At 62.8% G+C, this 13,564-nt stretch carries 13 protein-coding genes; 9 read left to right on the top strand and 4 right to left on the bottom strand.

Annotated features, from left to right (window positions below):
- The first annotated feature begins 115 nt into the window (after nucleotides 1-115).
- The 9 genes from ACR9Y2_RS37490 to ACR9Y2_RS37450 all read left to right on the top strand — a co-directional run bounded on the left by ACR9Y2_RS37490 (nucleotide 116) and on the right by ACR9Y2_RS37450 (nucleotide 9,325).
- Nucleotides 116-967 (top strand): RNA polymerase sigma factor, encoded by an 852-nt coding sequence (locus tag ACR9Y2_RS37490; protein WP_435047037.1) that lies wholly within the window; start codon nucleotides 116-118, stop codon nucleotides 965-967.
- 58 nt (nucleotides 968-1,025) lie between these two features.
- Entirely contained in the window at nucleotides 1,026-2,225 is a 1,200-nt protein-coding gene (locus ACR9Y2_RS37485) for a hypothetical protein (protein ID WP_435047036.1), read from the top strand.
- A gap of 79 nt (nucleotides 2,226-2,304) precedes the next feature.
- Complete coding sequence (locus ACR9Y2_RS37480) at nucleotides 2,305-2,832, top strand: DinB family protein (RefSeq protein WP_435047035.1); 528 nt, start codon at nucleotides 2,305-2,307, stop codon at nucleotides 2,830-2,832.
- Between the two features lie 189 nt (nucleotides 2,833-3,021).
- Nucleotides 3,022-3,813, top strand: coding sequence for a 50S ribosomal protein L11 methyltransferase (locus ACR9Y2_RS37475; RefSeq protein ID WP_435047034.1), 792 nt, complete (start codon nucleotides 3,022-3,024; stop codon nucleotides 3,811-3,813).
- 219 nt (nucleotides 3,814-4,032) lie between these two features.
- A complete protein-coding gene (locus ACR9Y2_RS37470) occupies nucleotides 4,033-4,770 on the top strand; it encodes a PEP-CTERM sorting domain-containing protein (protein ID WP_435047033.1) in 738 nt (245 codons plus the stop codon).
- Nucleotides 4,763-5,329, top strand: coding sequence for a hypothetical protein (locus ACR9Y2_RS37465; protein WP_435047032.1), 567 nt, complete (start codon nucleotides 4,763-4,765; stop codon nucleotides 5,327-5,329). The genes ACR9Y2_RS37470 and ACR9Y2_RS37465 overlap by 8 nt, the downstream gene beginning before the upstream one ends.
- A gap of 393 nt (nucleotides 5,330-5,722) precedes the next feature.
- The gene (locus ACR9Y2_RS37460) at nucleotides 5,723-6,124 is read left to right on the top strand and encodes a BlaI/MecI/CopY family transcriptional regulator (RefSeq protein ID WP_435047031.1); all 402 of its coding nucleotides are present in this window, start codon (nucleotides 5,723-5,725) and stop codon (nucleotides 6,122-6,124) included.
- On the top strand, nucleotides 6,121-7,854 hold the full coding sequence (locus ACR9Y2_RS37455) for a M56 family metallopeptidase (RefSeq protein WP_435047030.1): 1,734 nt from the start codon (nucleotides 6,121-6,123) through the stop codon (nucleotides 7,852-7,854). Before ACR9Y2_RS37460 ends, ACR9Y2_RS37455 begins: the two co-directional genes overlap by 4 nt.
- Nucleotides 7,855-7,972: 118 nt before the next feature.
- Nucleotides 7,973-9,325: a S41 family peptidase gene (locus ACR9Y2_RS37450; protein ID WP_435047029.1), complete on the top strand. Its 1,353-nt coding sequence runs from the start codon at nucleotides 7,973-7,975 to the stop codon at nucleotides 9,323-9,325.
- An 85-nt stretch (nucleotides 9,326-9,410) separates the two neighbouring features.
- Here ACR9Y2_RS37450 and ACR9Y2_RS37445 read toward each other — a convergent pair whose 3' ends face one another.
- From ACR9Y2_RS37445 to ACR9Y2_RS37430, 4 genes are all read right to left on the bottom strand, one after another.
- Nucleotides 9,411-9,611, bottom strand: coding sequence for a hypothetical protein (locus ACR9Y2_RS37445; protein WP_435047028.1), 201 nt, complete (start codon nucleotides 9,609-9,611; stop codon nucleotides 9,411-9,413).
- Nucleotides 9,612-9,654: 43 nt separating this feature from the next.
- Nucleotides 9,655-11,196: a family 43 glycosylhydrolase gene (locus ACR9Y2_RS37440; RefSeq protein ID WP_435047027.1), complete on the bottom strand. Its 1,542-nt coding sequence runs from the start codon at nucleotides 11,194-11,196 to the stop codon at nucleotides 9,655-9,657.
- Nucleotides 11,193-11,927, bottom strand: a complete 735-nt coding sequence (locus ACR9Y2_RS37435; protein WP_435047026.1) for an acetylxylan esterase — start codon at nucleotides 11,925-11,927, stop codon at nucleotides 11,193-11,195. Before ACR9Y2_RS37435 ends, ACR9Y2_RS37440 begins: the two co-directional genes overlap by 4 nt.
- A 307-nt stretch (nucleotides 11,928-12,234) precedes the next feature.
- The gene (locus ACR9Y2_RS37430) at nucleotides 12,235-13,545 is read right to left on the bottom strand and encodes a glycoside hydrolase family 2 (protein ID WP_435047025.1); all 1,311 of its coding nucleotides are present in this window, start codon (nucleotides 13,543-13,545) and stop codon (nucleotides 12,235-12,237) included.
- Nucleotides 13,546-13,564: the final 19 nt, after the last annotated feature.

Here is a 13,564-nt window from a genome sequence, read left to right as displayed (position 1 = left end):
CATCCTGGACGTCGGTACGGCTTCGGGCATCCGTGCCCTGGCGGCTACACTATCTCTTCCACCCGCGAGCAATCCGCAGCGCTACTCTACGGTCAGGCCGGCAGCGGTGCACTTCATGCAACACCAGCAAAAACAGGAAAGCCCTCTCCCCCTCGAGGACGAAGCCCGGCTCGCCGTCGCCGGACACCGTGACGCCCTCGAACGCCTGGTCCGCGCCCTGCAAGGCGACATCTACGGCCTGTCTCTGCGCATGTTATGCAACCGCGAGGACGCCGAAGATGCCACACAGGAAATCCTCGTCCGCATCATCACCCGCCTCTCGCAGTTCGACTTCCGCAGCAAATTGAAGACCTGGGCTTACCGCGTGGCGGTCAATTACATCCTGGACGTCCGGAAAAGCACCGTCGAACGCCTGCACTTGAGCTTCGAGAGTTTCGCGGAGGATCTCAGTGGGGCGCTCAACCTGGCCGCGCCGAGCGACGCCGAGCAATCGCTTCTGCTCGAAGAAGTGAAGGTGGGCTGCACTCTTGGCATGCTGCAATGCCTCGACCGCCCCCATCGCCTGGCGTATGTCCTGGGTGAGATCCTGGAGTTGCCGGGATCCGACGCCGCCGAGGCCCTCGACATCGCCCCCGCTCTCTTCCGCAAACACCTCCAGCACGCGCGCGAAGCGATCCTCCAGTTCACGCGCCGCTATTGCGGTCTCGCGTCGGACGACGCGCCGTGCACCTGCAATCGCCAGTTGCCCGCCGCGCTGCGCGCCGGCAAGGTTCGCGCGGATTCCTGTGACTTTGCAGGGACCCCCTCTTCTTTCCAGCAAACCCGCACCCTGGTCCGTCAGGTCGATCAGGCCGGCTGGGCCTTGGAAGTGCACCGCACCAGCCACCCGCGCTGCTCTTCCGTCGATTTCGCGCGCCGGTTGATCGATGCCCTCGACGCCGGCGGCCATCCGGCTCTCGACTCCTGATCCCTGCGCTTTCACAAACCCGCTCCGCCCCTCGTCCAATGGACGGAGATACCACTTCATGAACAGACGTCAGCTCATGCAATCCGGCCTCGGTGCCGCCGGACTCGCCTCCGTGTTTCGCTCAGCGCCGCTGGCGGCCCACCAGGCGAGCTCCTCCGTCCCAACGGCATCAGGAGATGCGCTCTATCTGAATCCGGCCGTGGGCGCCGACTCGAACCCTGGCACAAAAACCAGCCCCCTCCGCACCCTCGCAGAGGCAGCGCGCCGGGTCAACAGCCATAACGGATCGGGCCCCCTCACGGTGGTGCTCTCCGAAGGCATCTACACCGTCGGCGAGACCACCCTGCTCAAGCCGGAACGGCGCACGTTCTCCAGGGCGGGCCGCTTGACCCTTCGCGCCGAGGTGCTGCCGGACGACCCCGAATGGCACACGGGCCGCATGCCAACCCTCATCCACACCATGCCGCTGCCCAAGACCTGGAACGGGCGGCCCGATCCGCTGGGCGGCGCGGCCGACGGCATGATGATCGAGACCAGCCACGTCACCATTCAGGGCTTGAAGATCCTGGGCCTGCCCGTAGTCGAGACGCCAAAACCCGGCCTGATTCAACGCCTCTACGCCATCAGCCGGCTCCGCAGGGACCTGGAAGACCTGGAGATCGCCCAGTGCGCGTTCCTGGGTGACGACCTCACCAACCCCAATCACGTCACCATCATCGCCAACGGAAACGGCGTCAATGTGCATCACTGCATCTTCCGCGGCCTGAAGATCTCGGTGGTCTATTGGACTGGTGGCAGCAGCGGACATGCCATGCGCAACTGCTTCTGCGACGGTGTCTACGGTAGCGGGGTTTGGACCGCCGGCATTAAAGACGACTTCGACTACCGCAACAACGTAATCGCAAACGGCAACTACGCCTGGACCTATCAGGGTGGAGCCTCGGCTCTGGCCGATGCCGGAGGCCGTGCCGGCAGGCAGGGCGGACCGCCGGCGCCGTCCGCGCCCCGGGAACTGGTGCACTACAAGGTGATCGATAGCTATTTCGCCGCAAACCGCAGGGTGGCCGGTTCCGGTACGGGGGCTCGCCTCGAATACCAGGATATGGATCCGTCCTTCCTCGAAATGGTCAGCACCAAGGTCACAGACCAGCCCGTCGTCATCGAGCGCGACCAGACGAAGCGCAACTACCTGCATCCTGTGGCCGGATCGGAAGCGGCGAAAATCGGCGCGGGCCTGTTCCTGAAGCCGGGTGCCTGAAACGGGATTCTGCCTTTTCACACCCCACTGACCGCCGTCGTCTAGAGAACGCATCAACAGACAGGAAAGGAACAAGAACATGATGAAGATCCGAATCGGAACCATCGCGTGCGCGCTGGCCATCATGGCCGCCAACCTCACTCCGTGCGCGCAGGCTCAGCCCGCGGAGCAGGCCGTACAGGCGGCTCTGGCCAGGGAGGCTGGGACATTGTCCGATAAATTCACCGGACTGGCGCGCGTCATGGCCGGAAAATACGATTGGAAACCCGGCCAGGGCGTCCGCTCGGCGGGTGATGTATTCAACCTGATCGTGATGGAGAACGGACTGCTCGCCTCCACCCTGACAGGCACGGCGGGCGGCGCCCGGCCAGCCCCGGTGACCGATCCCGAGAAGTTGCAGGAAGCCCTCCGCTCCTCCTACGCCAACCTCCAAAAGACCATCACCAGCCTGTCGAATGCCGATCTCAAGGCGCCTGTGAAGCTCTTCGGCATGGACATGACAAAAGAAGGCGCCATCCGGTTCCTCTTCGGCGATCAGCACGAGCACCTCGGCCAATCCATCGCATATGCCCGCTCCAACGGCGTGGTCCCGCCCTGGTCGAAATAATCACGCTGCAGCCAGCCTCATGTGAGGGGGACGCCGAAGGTGTCCTCCTCCCGTTGTTGACCATCCTTCCACGGGGAAGGCCGCGAAGCGCCTCTCAAACGGCCGCTATGAACGGGGCCGGAAAGATCACACACTAGCCACGCCGAACCTTCATCCGCAGCCAGTCCCTGCAGTGCGCTACCCTGCAAGGTGCCCTATCGCATTGACATCGCCGGCCCCCCGGAAGACGCCCTCGATATCCTCATCGGCCTCGGTGCTCTCGACGTGGAGTCCAGCCCCCGCGGCCTCGCCGCCATCCTCCCCGACTCCGTCCCCCCGGATTCCGTCGCTCACGCCTTGCGCGGAGCCCCCCTCACCGTCGCCCCCGCCCACGGCCGTGACAGCGAATCGGTTTGGCTCCTGTCCCCCCGCACCCTGCAATCCGGCGGAATTCTCGTCGTGCCCCCCGGTGTCGATGCCCCGCCAGGGGCGCTCCGCCTCGCCGACTCTGGCGCCTTCGGCACCGGACATCACCCCACCACCGCACTCTGTCTCGACGCACTCGCCGAAATCATCGCCGGCGAACACCCGCCATCCATCCTGGACGTCGGTACGGGATCGGGCATCCTCGCCCTGGCGGCACTGCTGCTGGGAGTGGAGAAGGCGACCGGCATCGACATCGACTCAGCCGCCGTCCAGTCCGCCGCCGCCAATGCCCGCCTGAATCAGTTGCACCACCGCCTTCGCCTCCTCACCGGCGGACCCGAGGCGGCCGAAGGAACCTGGCCTCTGGTGGTGGCCAACATCCTGGCCGCGCCCCTCATTGACATGGCGCCCATGCTGGTGCGCCGCCTCGGACACCGCGGCCGCCTCATTCTCTCGGGAATCCCCACCTCGCTCGAAGCCGAGGTCCGCCAGGCCTACCGCCACCTCGGTGTCTATTGCAACGAAGTGCGAACCCGCGACGGCTGGATAGCTCTGCTAGGGCAGTCGTCCTGGTAGTGCCGGGGGGAGATCGAGTGCCGTAGGATCGCTTCCGTACTCGCCCTGTCTTTCATAGTGAAGGTCCCCCTCTGATGAATGGAACCGAAACCCAAAAAGCCATTGTTCGTGAGCAGTTGCGTGCTACACTGTCAAGTGCTCTTACTGGGGTGTTAAGGCAAATTCTGGGGCAGTCCTAGCGCCTTTACTCACCCACAGCTTCACTTTGACGGAGGGGAAATGACTACACAAAACAGACCTGCATATCTGATGAACCGGCTGGCTTCACGCGCCCTGCTGACCGCTTTTGTCCTTGTGGCTTCTTTCGCGGCCACAGCCAGCGCGGCAATCCTTACCATTCAGCCGATTAAGATCTGCGACGACGGCGGGCTGAATTGTGCGAACGATACCGAACAGACTTTCCTGGCTGAGACCAACAAAATCTGGGCTCAGGCCGGAATCACTTTCAGCTATCTTCCCTTCACGACCACGAATTCTACTACCTTCCTCAGTCTCGACGACCAGGGCGAGGTGACTTCGTTGTTCGCCACCGCGCCAGGCGCGGCAGTAAACCCCCTCGTGATCAGCATGTGGTTTGTGGCTAACCACTTCGATGCGTACGGCGAAGTAAATACGATCGGCGGCAACAAAATCGTCATTGATTCGGTGATCTTTGGTGTCAACCGTTTGGACACCATCGCTCATGAAGTCGGACACCTGCTCGGCCTGCTGCACAACGACCCAGGCGTCGATATGGACTTCCTCATGCGCAGCGGCTCCGATCGCCTCACGCCCAGCGTGATTGGCGACATCACGCCCGATGGCGCCGGTCTCGACAAGCTGACCACCGCCCAAATCCAGACGGCCCTCGCCGATCCGAAGATCAGTGCGGTGCCCGAACCGGCGACTGCCGCGCTGGTTCTCTTCGGGCTGGGCGGTCTGGCTCTGGCGCGCCGCCGGAACCAGTCCCGTGCGTAGCAGGCGCAGCCTCCTCCTCCTGGGCGTGCCGTTCTTCATAGTCCCTTCCGGCATGGACGCCTCGTCACAACGGGATGGGAAGACGCTCCCGCCGGAGTTACGCACCTTCTCATCGCCGGCCGGCGCCTACGTTCTTGAGTTGCGCGGGCCGGAGGGCTGGAAACGGCCCCAGGCGCAAGCAGAACTGTTCGCGGCCCGGCCCGGTGGGCGGCGCAGTGTCTGGACAAAGACTCTGCCCCATCGCTATGGACCCGCCCTCGCCGTAGTCTCCGACCAAGGCGTTGTCCTGCTCATCGATGAAGGCGTGAGGACACCCGGCCCTCTGGCTGCTGTAATCATCGCGCGGGATGGCCGGGAGACAGCCCGGTACTCCACTGCCGAAATCGCCAAGCTGGCCGGAGTCACGATCGTAGCGCTGGCTAAATCAGCGCGAGTCGCGACCTGGCTCTCTGCTCCGCCCGCCATCACGTCTGGCGGGGGCGTTGTGGTCCTGGAGGCGGCGAGCGTCCCGTTGGAACTCGACCTGAACTCCGGCCATCTCCGCCGTACAGGGAAATAGCCCGGCGCTCTCACCCAAAGCCCCCGAACACGCGCAGAGCCCCTCTTCGGTGGGGCAAGCGCCCACGCTTGCGGGCCGGCAATCGTGCCGGCCATCCTCTCCGAAACCACAACCTCCGTACACCCAACCCCCCCCGAGCACGCCCTGAGCCTCTCATCCGTGGGGTACGCCTCCAGGCTTGCGGCCGGCATTCGTGCCAGCCTTCCGCCCCGCGGGTGCCATCCACGGAGATACCGGAAGCAATTGGTGTCAAAGGGCCGACCAGCCATGATGGATCGCAGCTTCGTGAACTCAATGGCGCAACTATTGGGCAAATGGTGAGGTGAGACCCATATTCGCCATTGACGGATCTTACTATTCGATAGTAAGATCATCGCAACATCGTCAGCACGCATGAAACGTCCTAAGCTCGCGAAACTGGAAGTTCGGATTCTGGAAGTTCTGTGGGCCAAGGGGAGTGCCTCCATGAGAGAGATTCAACAGGCGTTTCCAGATCCCCGCCCCGCCTACACGACCATTACGAACACCATCTACCGGATGGAAATCAAGAAAGTCGTGCTGCGCGCTCGCAAGGTCGGCACCGCCGATATTTTTGAACCGCTCATCGCCAGGGACGCGGCTCGCGAGAATCTGCTGGACGAGATTCTGGGCTTCTTCGGCGGACGGGCGCAACCCATGATGGCGCAACTCATTGAGTCCGGAAAGCTCACACTGGACGATATTCGCGAGCTGGAGAAAGCCGCTGTGGAAGCAGACAGAAAACGCACAGCGGACAGGCGACGGAATTCGAAATGAGTACTTCGTCCATCATCAACCATCTCTGGCAATCATCGTTCTTTGTCCTCTTTGCCGGATTGCTGGCCTTCGCGCTTCGCCAGAATGCGCCGAAGATCCGCTACTGGGTTTGGCTCAGCGCGTCGCTAAAATTCCTCATACCCTTCGCATTGCTGGTGAGCGTCGGAAGTGTGGTGCCGCGTCCAGCCCGATACCCGGCATTCGTGGCGGCTCCGATACTCCCGGACACAATCGTTCAAATCGCACAACCGTTCTCGACGGCCTCCAGGACCACCGCGCCACAGGGCACCCCACTGGATTGGGTGCCTGTCGCCATCGGCGTTGTCTGGGCCCTCGGGTTCTTGGCAATCACGGTGGCGCGTACCCGCAGTTGGTTGGGTGTCCGGGCAGCCCTGCGCGGCGGCACGCCCATCGAACTGCCAATCCCCATACCGGCGCTCATCACGCCTGGTGCGGAGGAGCCGGGTGTTGTTGGCTTTCTGCGCCCTGTCTTGGTTCTACCGGCTCAGCTCTTGGAGCACCTCACGCCTCGACAGCTCAGCGCTATTCTCACGCACGAGATGTGTCACGTCCGCCGCCAGGACAATCTCTTCGCCGCGGTTCACATGATAGTGGAGTCGATCTTCTGGTTCCATCCGCTGGTGTGGTGGATCGGCTCTCGGCTTGTGGAAGAACGGGAATTGGCGTGCGATGAGGAAGTCCTGCGAATGGGCTGCGAGCCGGCAGACTATATGCAGGGGATATTGACAGTCTGCCGTTTCTACACTGAATCCCCGTCACCCTGCATTTCAGGTGTGACAGGCGCGGATATCAGGAAGCGTCTGCAGGCGATTCTCGCAGGCGCCACTGCCCGCGAGCTGAGCGGCGGAAAGAAGGCGATTCTGGCGTCGATCGGCCTGTCGGCTCTCGCCGTTCCTATCCTGATCGGCGCGCTGAACGCGCCTGCAATCCGTACCCAAAGTGCGCTCGCCTTTACGCCGAGATTCGAAGTCGCTTCGATCAGGCCCAATGGCCGGCAGGGAGGCGGAAACATGCGGCCCTTCCCCGGACGGCTCACGGCGAGTGCTCCGCTGCAAGTGCTGATGCAGGCTGCGTATCATGTGCCGCCTTTCCAGATCGAGGGCGGCCCCCAATGGATGAAGTCGGACCAATTCGAGCTCGACGCGAGAGCAACCGGCAATCCAGGCCATGCGCAGATGATGCTGATGCTGCAATCTCTGCTGGCGGATCGGTTCCAATTGCGCATCCATCGCGAGTTGCGCGAAATGCCGGTCTTCACCTTGGAGCCCGCCCGCGGCGGGCTCAAGCTACCGCCTCCGCGGGAGGGAACCTGCCTTGAGGAGAATGCCGGCCCGGCCGCCCGGGTGCAGCCTCCGCGCCAGGGGCCCACACCCGCGCAAATAGTGGAAAAACACCCGGATTACGTAGTGTATGAATCTGCGCCGAGATGTGGCGGGATGGACATGCTGCGGGAAGCCGGAGGCTGGCATATCCGGGGCGGCAAAGTCCCGATGGCCGAGTTCGTGCGCATGCTCTCAGGGCAACTCGGGCGCACGGTGACAGATCGAACGTCGTTTTCCGGCGCATTCGATGTCGATCTGCGTTTCCGGGCCGACGAGACGGTTTTCAACGCGGTCCAACAACTGGGACTGCGACTGGAATCGACCCAGGGGAAGGTCGAAGTGCTCGTGATCGATCATGTGGAGCGACTGTCGGCCAACTGGAACTGAATGGGCTCGGGCGACTTCCATTCCGTTCCACTCTTGCGCAAAGAAGAAGGCCCGCCCGCTACGAAAACATGGCGTGTGATTCATTCCCGACCTCGGTGAAACGGAGACTCCTTGTTCTATGCCCGATCCAATGCGCAACCCAATCATCTTGCGACGTCTGGCACCGGCTCTCTTTGGGCTAGCTCTCTTCGCTGCGAGCATCGCCCCCGGGTTTGCCCAGCCGGCGACTCCGGCAGGGCCGGCCGGCGAAGTCCTGCAGGCGTTTCTGAAGGCCTTCAATAGCGGCGACCGTTCTTCTCTCGAGACATTCGTCAGCAGCTACCAGCCGCCAGATACAGCTGAAGGCCTTCTCTCTCTTCGGAAGCTGACTGGCGGGTTCACGCTTCTTTCGATTGAGCAAAGCGCCGCCGATGCCATCAGGATCCGCGTCAGGGGGAACGGTGACAACCTCGAGGCTTATGGCCGGATCCTCCTCGCCACCACCGCGCCACCTCGGGTCAACTGGCTGGGCTTTCGCCTCATCCCGCCCGGCGGCGTGATCGAAGACCTTCCGTTGGATGCGGCCGGGCGGAAGCGCGTCATCGAGGCCGTTCTTTCGGCTTTGAAGCGGAACTACGTCTATCCGGAGACCGCCGAGAAGATGGCCGCAGCCATCAACAGCCATCAGGAAAAAGGCAGGTACGACACCATCACGGATGGTGGGCTGCTGGCGAACCAGATTGGCGAGGATCTCAACGCCGTCAGTCATGATCGCCATCTGCGCGTCGAGTGGAGTCCCTTCCAGCGACCTCAGCAACGGCCAGGTCCCGATCCCGCTGATGAAGCCCGAATCAAGCGGGAACTTGAGCGCAACAATTGCACCTTCGAGAAGCTTGAGATTCTCCCAAACAACGTGGGCTACCTCAAATTCAACGCGTTCGCTGCGCCCGCAATCTGCGGTCCGACTGTCGCAGCGGCGATGAGTTTCCTGGCGCACGTCGATGCCCTCGTTTTTGATCTGCGTGACAACCGCGGCGGTGATCCGCGCATGGTTGCGCTCATCGCGACTTACCTCTTTGATCACCCGGTTCATCTCAGCGACATCTATAACCGCCGGGAGAACTCGACTACCCAATACTGGACCCTGCCATCTGTCCCCGGAAAGCGGCTGCCGTCAACGCCTACCTTTGTCTTGACCTCCAGCCGCACTTTCTCAGGGGCCGAGGATTTTGCCTATAACCTGCAGGCCATCCAAAGGGTGACCGTCATCGGCGAAACCACTGGAGGCGGCGCTCATCCCACGATGCTTCAACCCGTCGACGCCCATTTTAGTGTCGCGGTGCCCTTTGCGCGTTCGATCAATCTCGCCACGAAAACAAATTGGGAGGGCACGGGCGTCATCCCGGATGTCCAGGTCCAGAGTGCGGCGGCGCTCGAGGTAGCCCATCGACGCGCAATTGACGAAATCCGAGCCAAGCGCACGTCAAATTAGGCGCCATTCTCTCTTTGACGTGCAGCAGTCCGTCGGCAGAAGTCCCGCGAGACCTGTAGCTGCCAAACACCGCCCCATCGCCCATCTACGCCTTCTCTTGGGAACCCAAGGTTCGTACGCCCGGAAAACCCAGCAGCCGGACAGCCATCGCGTAAAGATACTGCGTCCGCGACACGCCGATGCCGAAGGGAAACCAGATGCCCGGTATAACAATCGAATCGAACACCTCGCCGCCGAACCATGCGGCCACAATCGACGCTAACGTGCCGATCGCCAGGATCCGCATTCGTCCTATGTAGACAATGCGGGCGCCCAAGTAGCCGGCAGTCTCACGGTCTCCTAAAGTTCCAGCGCGCCTTATCGCTCTTGGGATCGAACTTGGTCAATGTCGGCGTACTGTGGCCCACCGCGGTCAATGCCAGCGGTTCGGTGGAATTGGGCACCGCTTTTGGCATGATACGGAAGGTGCCGTCGGTCAACTGGTCGATGCGCCATAGCTGTTCGGGAGCGCCGGTAAACTTGGGAACCACAACCACCTCAGCATCGGCGGTGGCCGCGAGCGCGCGATCGGTGCCGGCGATCACGATCTTGAAGTAGGGCGAGCCGGGATAGCCGCCGGAGCCGGCCACCGGTGTGATGGTCCAGATCTGATGGGGCCGCATCATAAAGTCGCCGAGGCGAATCTCAAGCTCACCGGCGGGCCAGTTACCCGAAACATCGGCAAGCTGCTGGGCCGGCACGGGTTTCACCGGTGGAGGGGGCGTTGCGCCGCGTGCTCCACCGGGAGGGCCGAAGCCGCCGGTGCGTGCCATGCGCACGAACTCCACGCCCAATTCCAGTGCGAAACCGCTGCGCTCGGCCTGTATCTGGTAGGTGCCCTCCTGGAAATTGTCGCCGCCTACGGGCCATCCGTCTCTCCACAGCAGCGGGCGGATGTCGAGGACGCTGCGGCCGCTCCGGTCGAGGTCGGCTTCGTAATGGCAGGAGAACTTCTCGACGCCGTCGCCTAACTCCATGCGGCCGAAGTGGCCGGGCCCGACGAATCGGCCGCTTGCCCCGACGACGAGTTTCCCGCCGCCCCGCAGCGCGTCGATGCCCATGTTGTCGAGGTAGGGGCCGGTGACTTTTCTGGAGCGCGCCACGCGGATGTTGTAGGTGGAGTTAGCGCCGTCGCAGCAGGTGCCGTGTGTGCCGAGCAGGTAGTACCAGCCATCGCGGTAGATCAGGACGGTGGCTTCCATGTCGATCCCAATGTTCAGGGCTTTGTTGCCCGCAACGCGATGTCCCGTCTTGGGATCCAGTTCGATCAGACGGATGTAGCCGAAGTAAGTCCCGTAGGTGAGCCACAGCCGCCCGGTGGTGGGATCGAGCAGGAAAGACGAATCGATGGCGTCGCAATCCTCGACGCCGTCAGAGGAGGCGACCAGGGTCTCGTCTTTGAATCCGAAGTCGGGTGATTTGGGGTCGAGCGTCTTGGTCCACATCACGTAGACGTTGCTCGCGTGCCCTCCCGACATTCCGCCGCCGCCTTTGGCGTAGGTCATATAGTAGCGATCGCCGATGTGAATGACGTCGGGCGCCACTCCACCTCCCGGGCGCTGGGCCCCGCCATGCCAGGTCCAGCCGTCTTCCGAGATCAGACCGCCGCCGCCGGTGCCGTAGGTGTAATACTTGCCCTCGCAGAACGCGACAGTGGAGGGATCGTGTATGTAGGGCTCGCCATTCAGCGCCGGCCCTGGACCCGGATTCGACGGGGCCTGGGAGAGCAACGCGGGAACCGCTGCCGTGAGGAGGATAGCTGCTGCGCGAAGAAGAGATTTCACAAGAGCTCCGTGATGAAACAAGGATGACGAAAGCGGCACGATGATCATTCTCCAGCAAGGGTGATCGTGAGGCCCTTGATGGGCTGGCCATTCGCGTCGACAAAGCGAACGCAGAAATCGCTCATGCCTGGACCGTTGATGACGGCGCCGCGGAGGATGTTCCGGCCCTTGTGGATGGTGAGGCGTTTGGAAACGACATCATCCATCACCATGCGACGGTCGGTAAAGAGGTCGACCGTTTCCTTCCCGTTGAACCACCAGATTGAGGCTGCATTGGACCCCGCGGCCAGGCGGGCGTTCTGAATCTCACGCGGACTATTGACGACCGTGACGGCCCAGAAGATGACGCCATAAGTGGGCTTGTTGAGGCCATGGGCGAAGCGAAACAGCTTGACGTTGAAGTTTGTGGAATCCAGTGCGTGCCAGGCGAGTTCCTCTCCGGCAACCGTCACCTTGTCGCCGTCGCGCGGAACGACGGTGAACTGGTTGGGAAAGTACTCGGTAGCGAAGGCGTTCCGCACGTAGCTGTCGGTGAACACGGTGTTGGTGCGGTTTGGTTTCTTGATCGGCTCGAGCAGGAGCCAGCGTCGAAGGAATCCGTCGGCGTCCGGCGCCGAGGGCGAAGACGATGCCGGCTGGAAGTAGGGCGCGATGGTGGTGCGCGGGGCAGTGCCTGGCGCGGCGGGGGAGCCTGTCTTGGTAGGGGCGGGTACCTGAGCGGCGACGTGAAACGCAAAACAGCACAGGGCGCACAGCGCCATTTTCCGAAGCGTGTTCATATTGGGCCTATTCTACTAGAAAATTGATGAAAGCGATTGCATGATGGGTATCCACTCCGGTGTAGTTCCGGCGGCATCCATAAGTCGCATTTTGAGCTTTCTACAGCCATGCAGGGCCCGGTGGTCGAGAGTGGAACGGGGCGCCTGTCAGTGCAATCGCTTTCATGGAGCACCTGATGAAACGCACTTCGCTATCCGGTTTGTCCATCGCGATTCTGAACTGTGTATTCGATCCGGCCCCGGAGGTCAGCGTCTGTCGCACGACGATATCGCGACATCAACTGCGAAACACCGCCCCGTCGCCCATCTATGCATTCTCTTCGGAAGGCAAGGTTCGTACGATCAGAAAGGCTAGCAACGGGACAGCCATCGCGTAAACATACTGTGTCCGCGACACACCGATGCCGAACGGAAACCAGATGCCCGGTACACCCATCGGATCGAGCAGCTCGCCGCCGAATAACGCAGCCATAATCGAGGCCAACGTGCCAAGCGCCAGGATCCGCCTTGGTCCCGTGCGGGCAATGCGCGCGCCGATCACGACCAGCACCGCGATCGACCCCAGCCGGCTGCCGCTGCTGACACTCGCCGCATGAGTCACGGCGCCGAGGGCCCCTGCGACCGCCAGCACGACAGCCAACACATCGATGCTGCGCCACGGACGCAGGCCCCAACGGTTCCAGGCCAGCGTCCAGGCCGCCACCATCGGCACCCACATCACGGAGGCCAGCCACGCATAGGTAGCCAGGTCCAACAGATCGGTCCAGGCTACGAGCGCATTGTTGAGCCGCCTCTCGGCCATGAGCGCCAGCGCAATGCAGGCAAGGATCAGGAAACTCTTGTGGCTGCTGCGGGACCAGCACCAGAGTGCCAAGCCAATGACCGCGAACATAACGGCCGGCTCTATCACGTCAACGATATAACCGGCGATGGTGCGAGCCCATTGCACGCGGTGGAGCGCTTCGCTTACCGGCCGCGGAGCCAGTATCGGCGCGCTGTGCAGGCCGCCGCCGTCCGCGCTGCCACCAGACCCGGGCCGCATGTACGCGCGGACAGCGATCACGCCACGGGTGCCCGCCGCATCCGCGGGAAGGGCGAACCGCAGCGGCCGAGTGCCGGTGAGGCGCGGAGCTGGGCCCAGCCGGCCCGACCCGCCCAACAAGCGGCCGTTCCAATAAAGCTCGTAGCCGTCCTCGACGAGGGTCGGCCCCAGGATCTCCCACGCCGCGCGTCCGGCCGGCACCATCACCGCGCGCCGGTACCAGGCGTAGCCGTGATAGCCGGGATGACCGTGCGCCATCCACCCGCCTACGTAGTCGGGCAGGCCCACGTCGCCATCGTGGCTACCCGGCAAGGCGGTCAGATCGACCGTCTCCCAACTGCGATCATCCGCATGGACGTCTGCCCAGTGTGGGTCATCGCCGGTCTGGAATCGCCAGGAACCATCGAGGAGCACAGCCGCGGCGCGCAGCGCCGGCGGATCAGGGCGGCCGCCGCTCGCCAGGTCGGCGGTCACGATGGCCACTGCCATCAGCGTCGTGATCACAATGCCGGCGATCAGTTTGCGTTGTGTTGCATCGCTTGAGGTCGCTGGCGTCCTAACCGTATACTCGGCCATTATACGGTTAGACTAACAT

The organism is Paludibaculum fermentans (assembly GCF_051172195.1).
GTDB lineage: Bacteria > Acidobacteriota > Terriglobia > Bryobacterales > Bryobacteraceae > Paludibaculum > Paludibaculum fermentans_A.
The sequence above is the reverse complement of the archived record's forward strand: the minus strand, read 5'-3'. Positions and strand labels throughout refer to the sequence as shown.

Coding starts and splice junctions, on each gene's coding strand:
- ACR9Y2_RS37485 (WP_435047036.1), top strand. CDS start 1,026: ATGAACAGACGTCAGCTCATGCAATCCGGCCTCGGTGCCGCCGGACTC.
- ACR9Y2_RS37490 (WP_435047037.1), top strand. CDS start 116: ATGCAACACCAGCAAAAACAGGAAAGCCCTCTCCCCCTCGAGGACGAA.
- ACR9Y2_RS37445 (WP_435047028.1), bottom strand. CDS start 9,611: ATGCGGATCCTGGCGATCGGCACGTTAGCGTCGATTGTGGCCGCATGG.
- ACR9Y2_RS37435 (WP_435047026.1), bottom strand. CDS start 11,927: ATGAACACGCTTCGGAAAATGGCGCTGTGCGCCCTGTGCTGTTTTGCG.
- ACR9Y2_RS37460 (WP_435047031.1), top strand. CDS start 5,723: ATGAAACGTCCTAAGCTCGCGAAACTGGAAGTTCGGATTCTGGAAGTT.
- ACR9Y2_RS37470 (WP_435047033.1), top strand. CDS start 4,033: ATGACTACACAAAACAGACCTGCATATCTGATGAACCGGCTGGCTTCA.
- ACR9Y2_RS37480 (WP_435047035.1), top strand. CDS start 2,305: ATGATGAAGATCCGAATCGGAACCATCGCGTGCGCGCTGGCCATCATG.
- ACR9Y2_RS37440 (WP_435047027.1), bottom strand. CDS start 11,196: ATGATCATCGTGCCGCTTTCGTCATCCTTGTTTCATCACGGAGCTCTT.
- ACR9Y2_RS37455 (WP_435047030.1), top strand. CDS start 6,121: ATGAGTACTTCGTCCATCATCAACCATCTCTGGCAATCATCGTTCTTT.
- ACR9Y2_RS37430 (WP_435047025.1), bottom strand. CDS start 13,545: ATGGCCGAGTATACGGTTAGGACGCCAGCGACCTCAAGCGATGCAACA.
- ACR9Y2_RS37450 (WP_435047029.1), top strand. CDS start 7,973: ATGCCCGATCCAATGCGCAACCCAATCATCTTGCGACGTCTGGCACCG.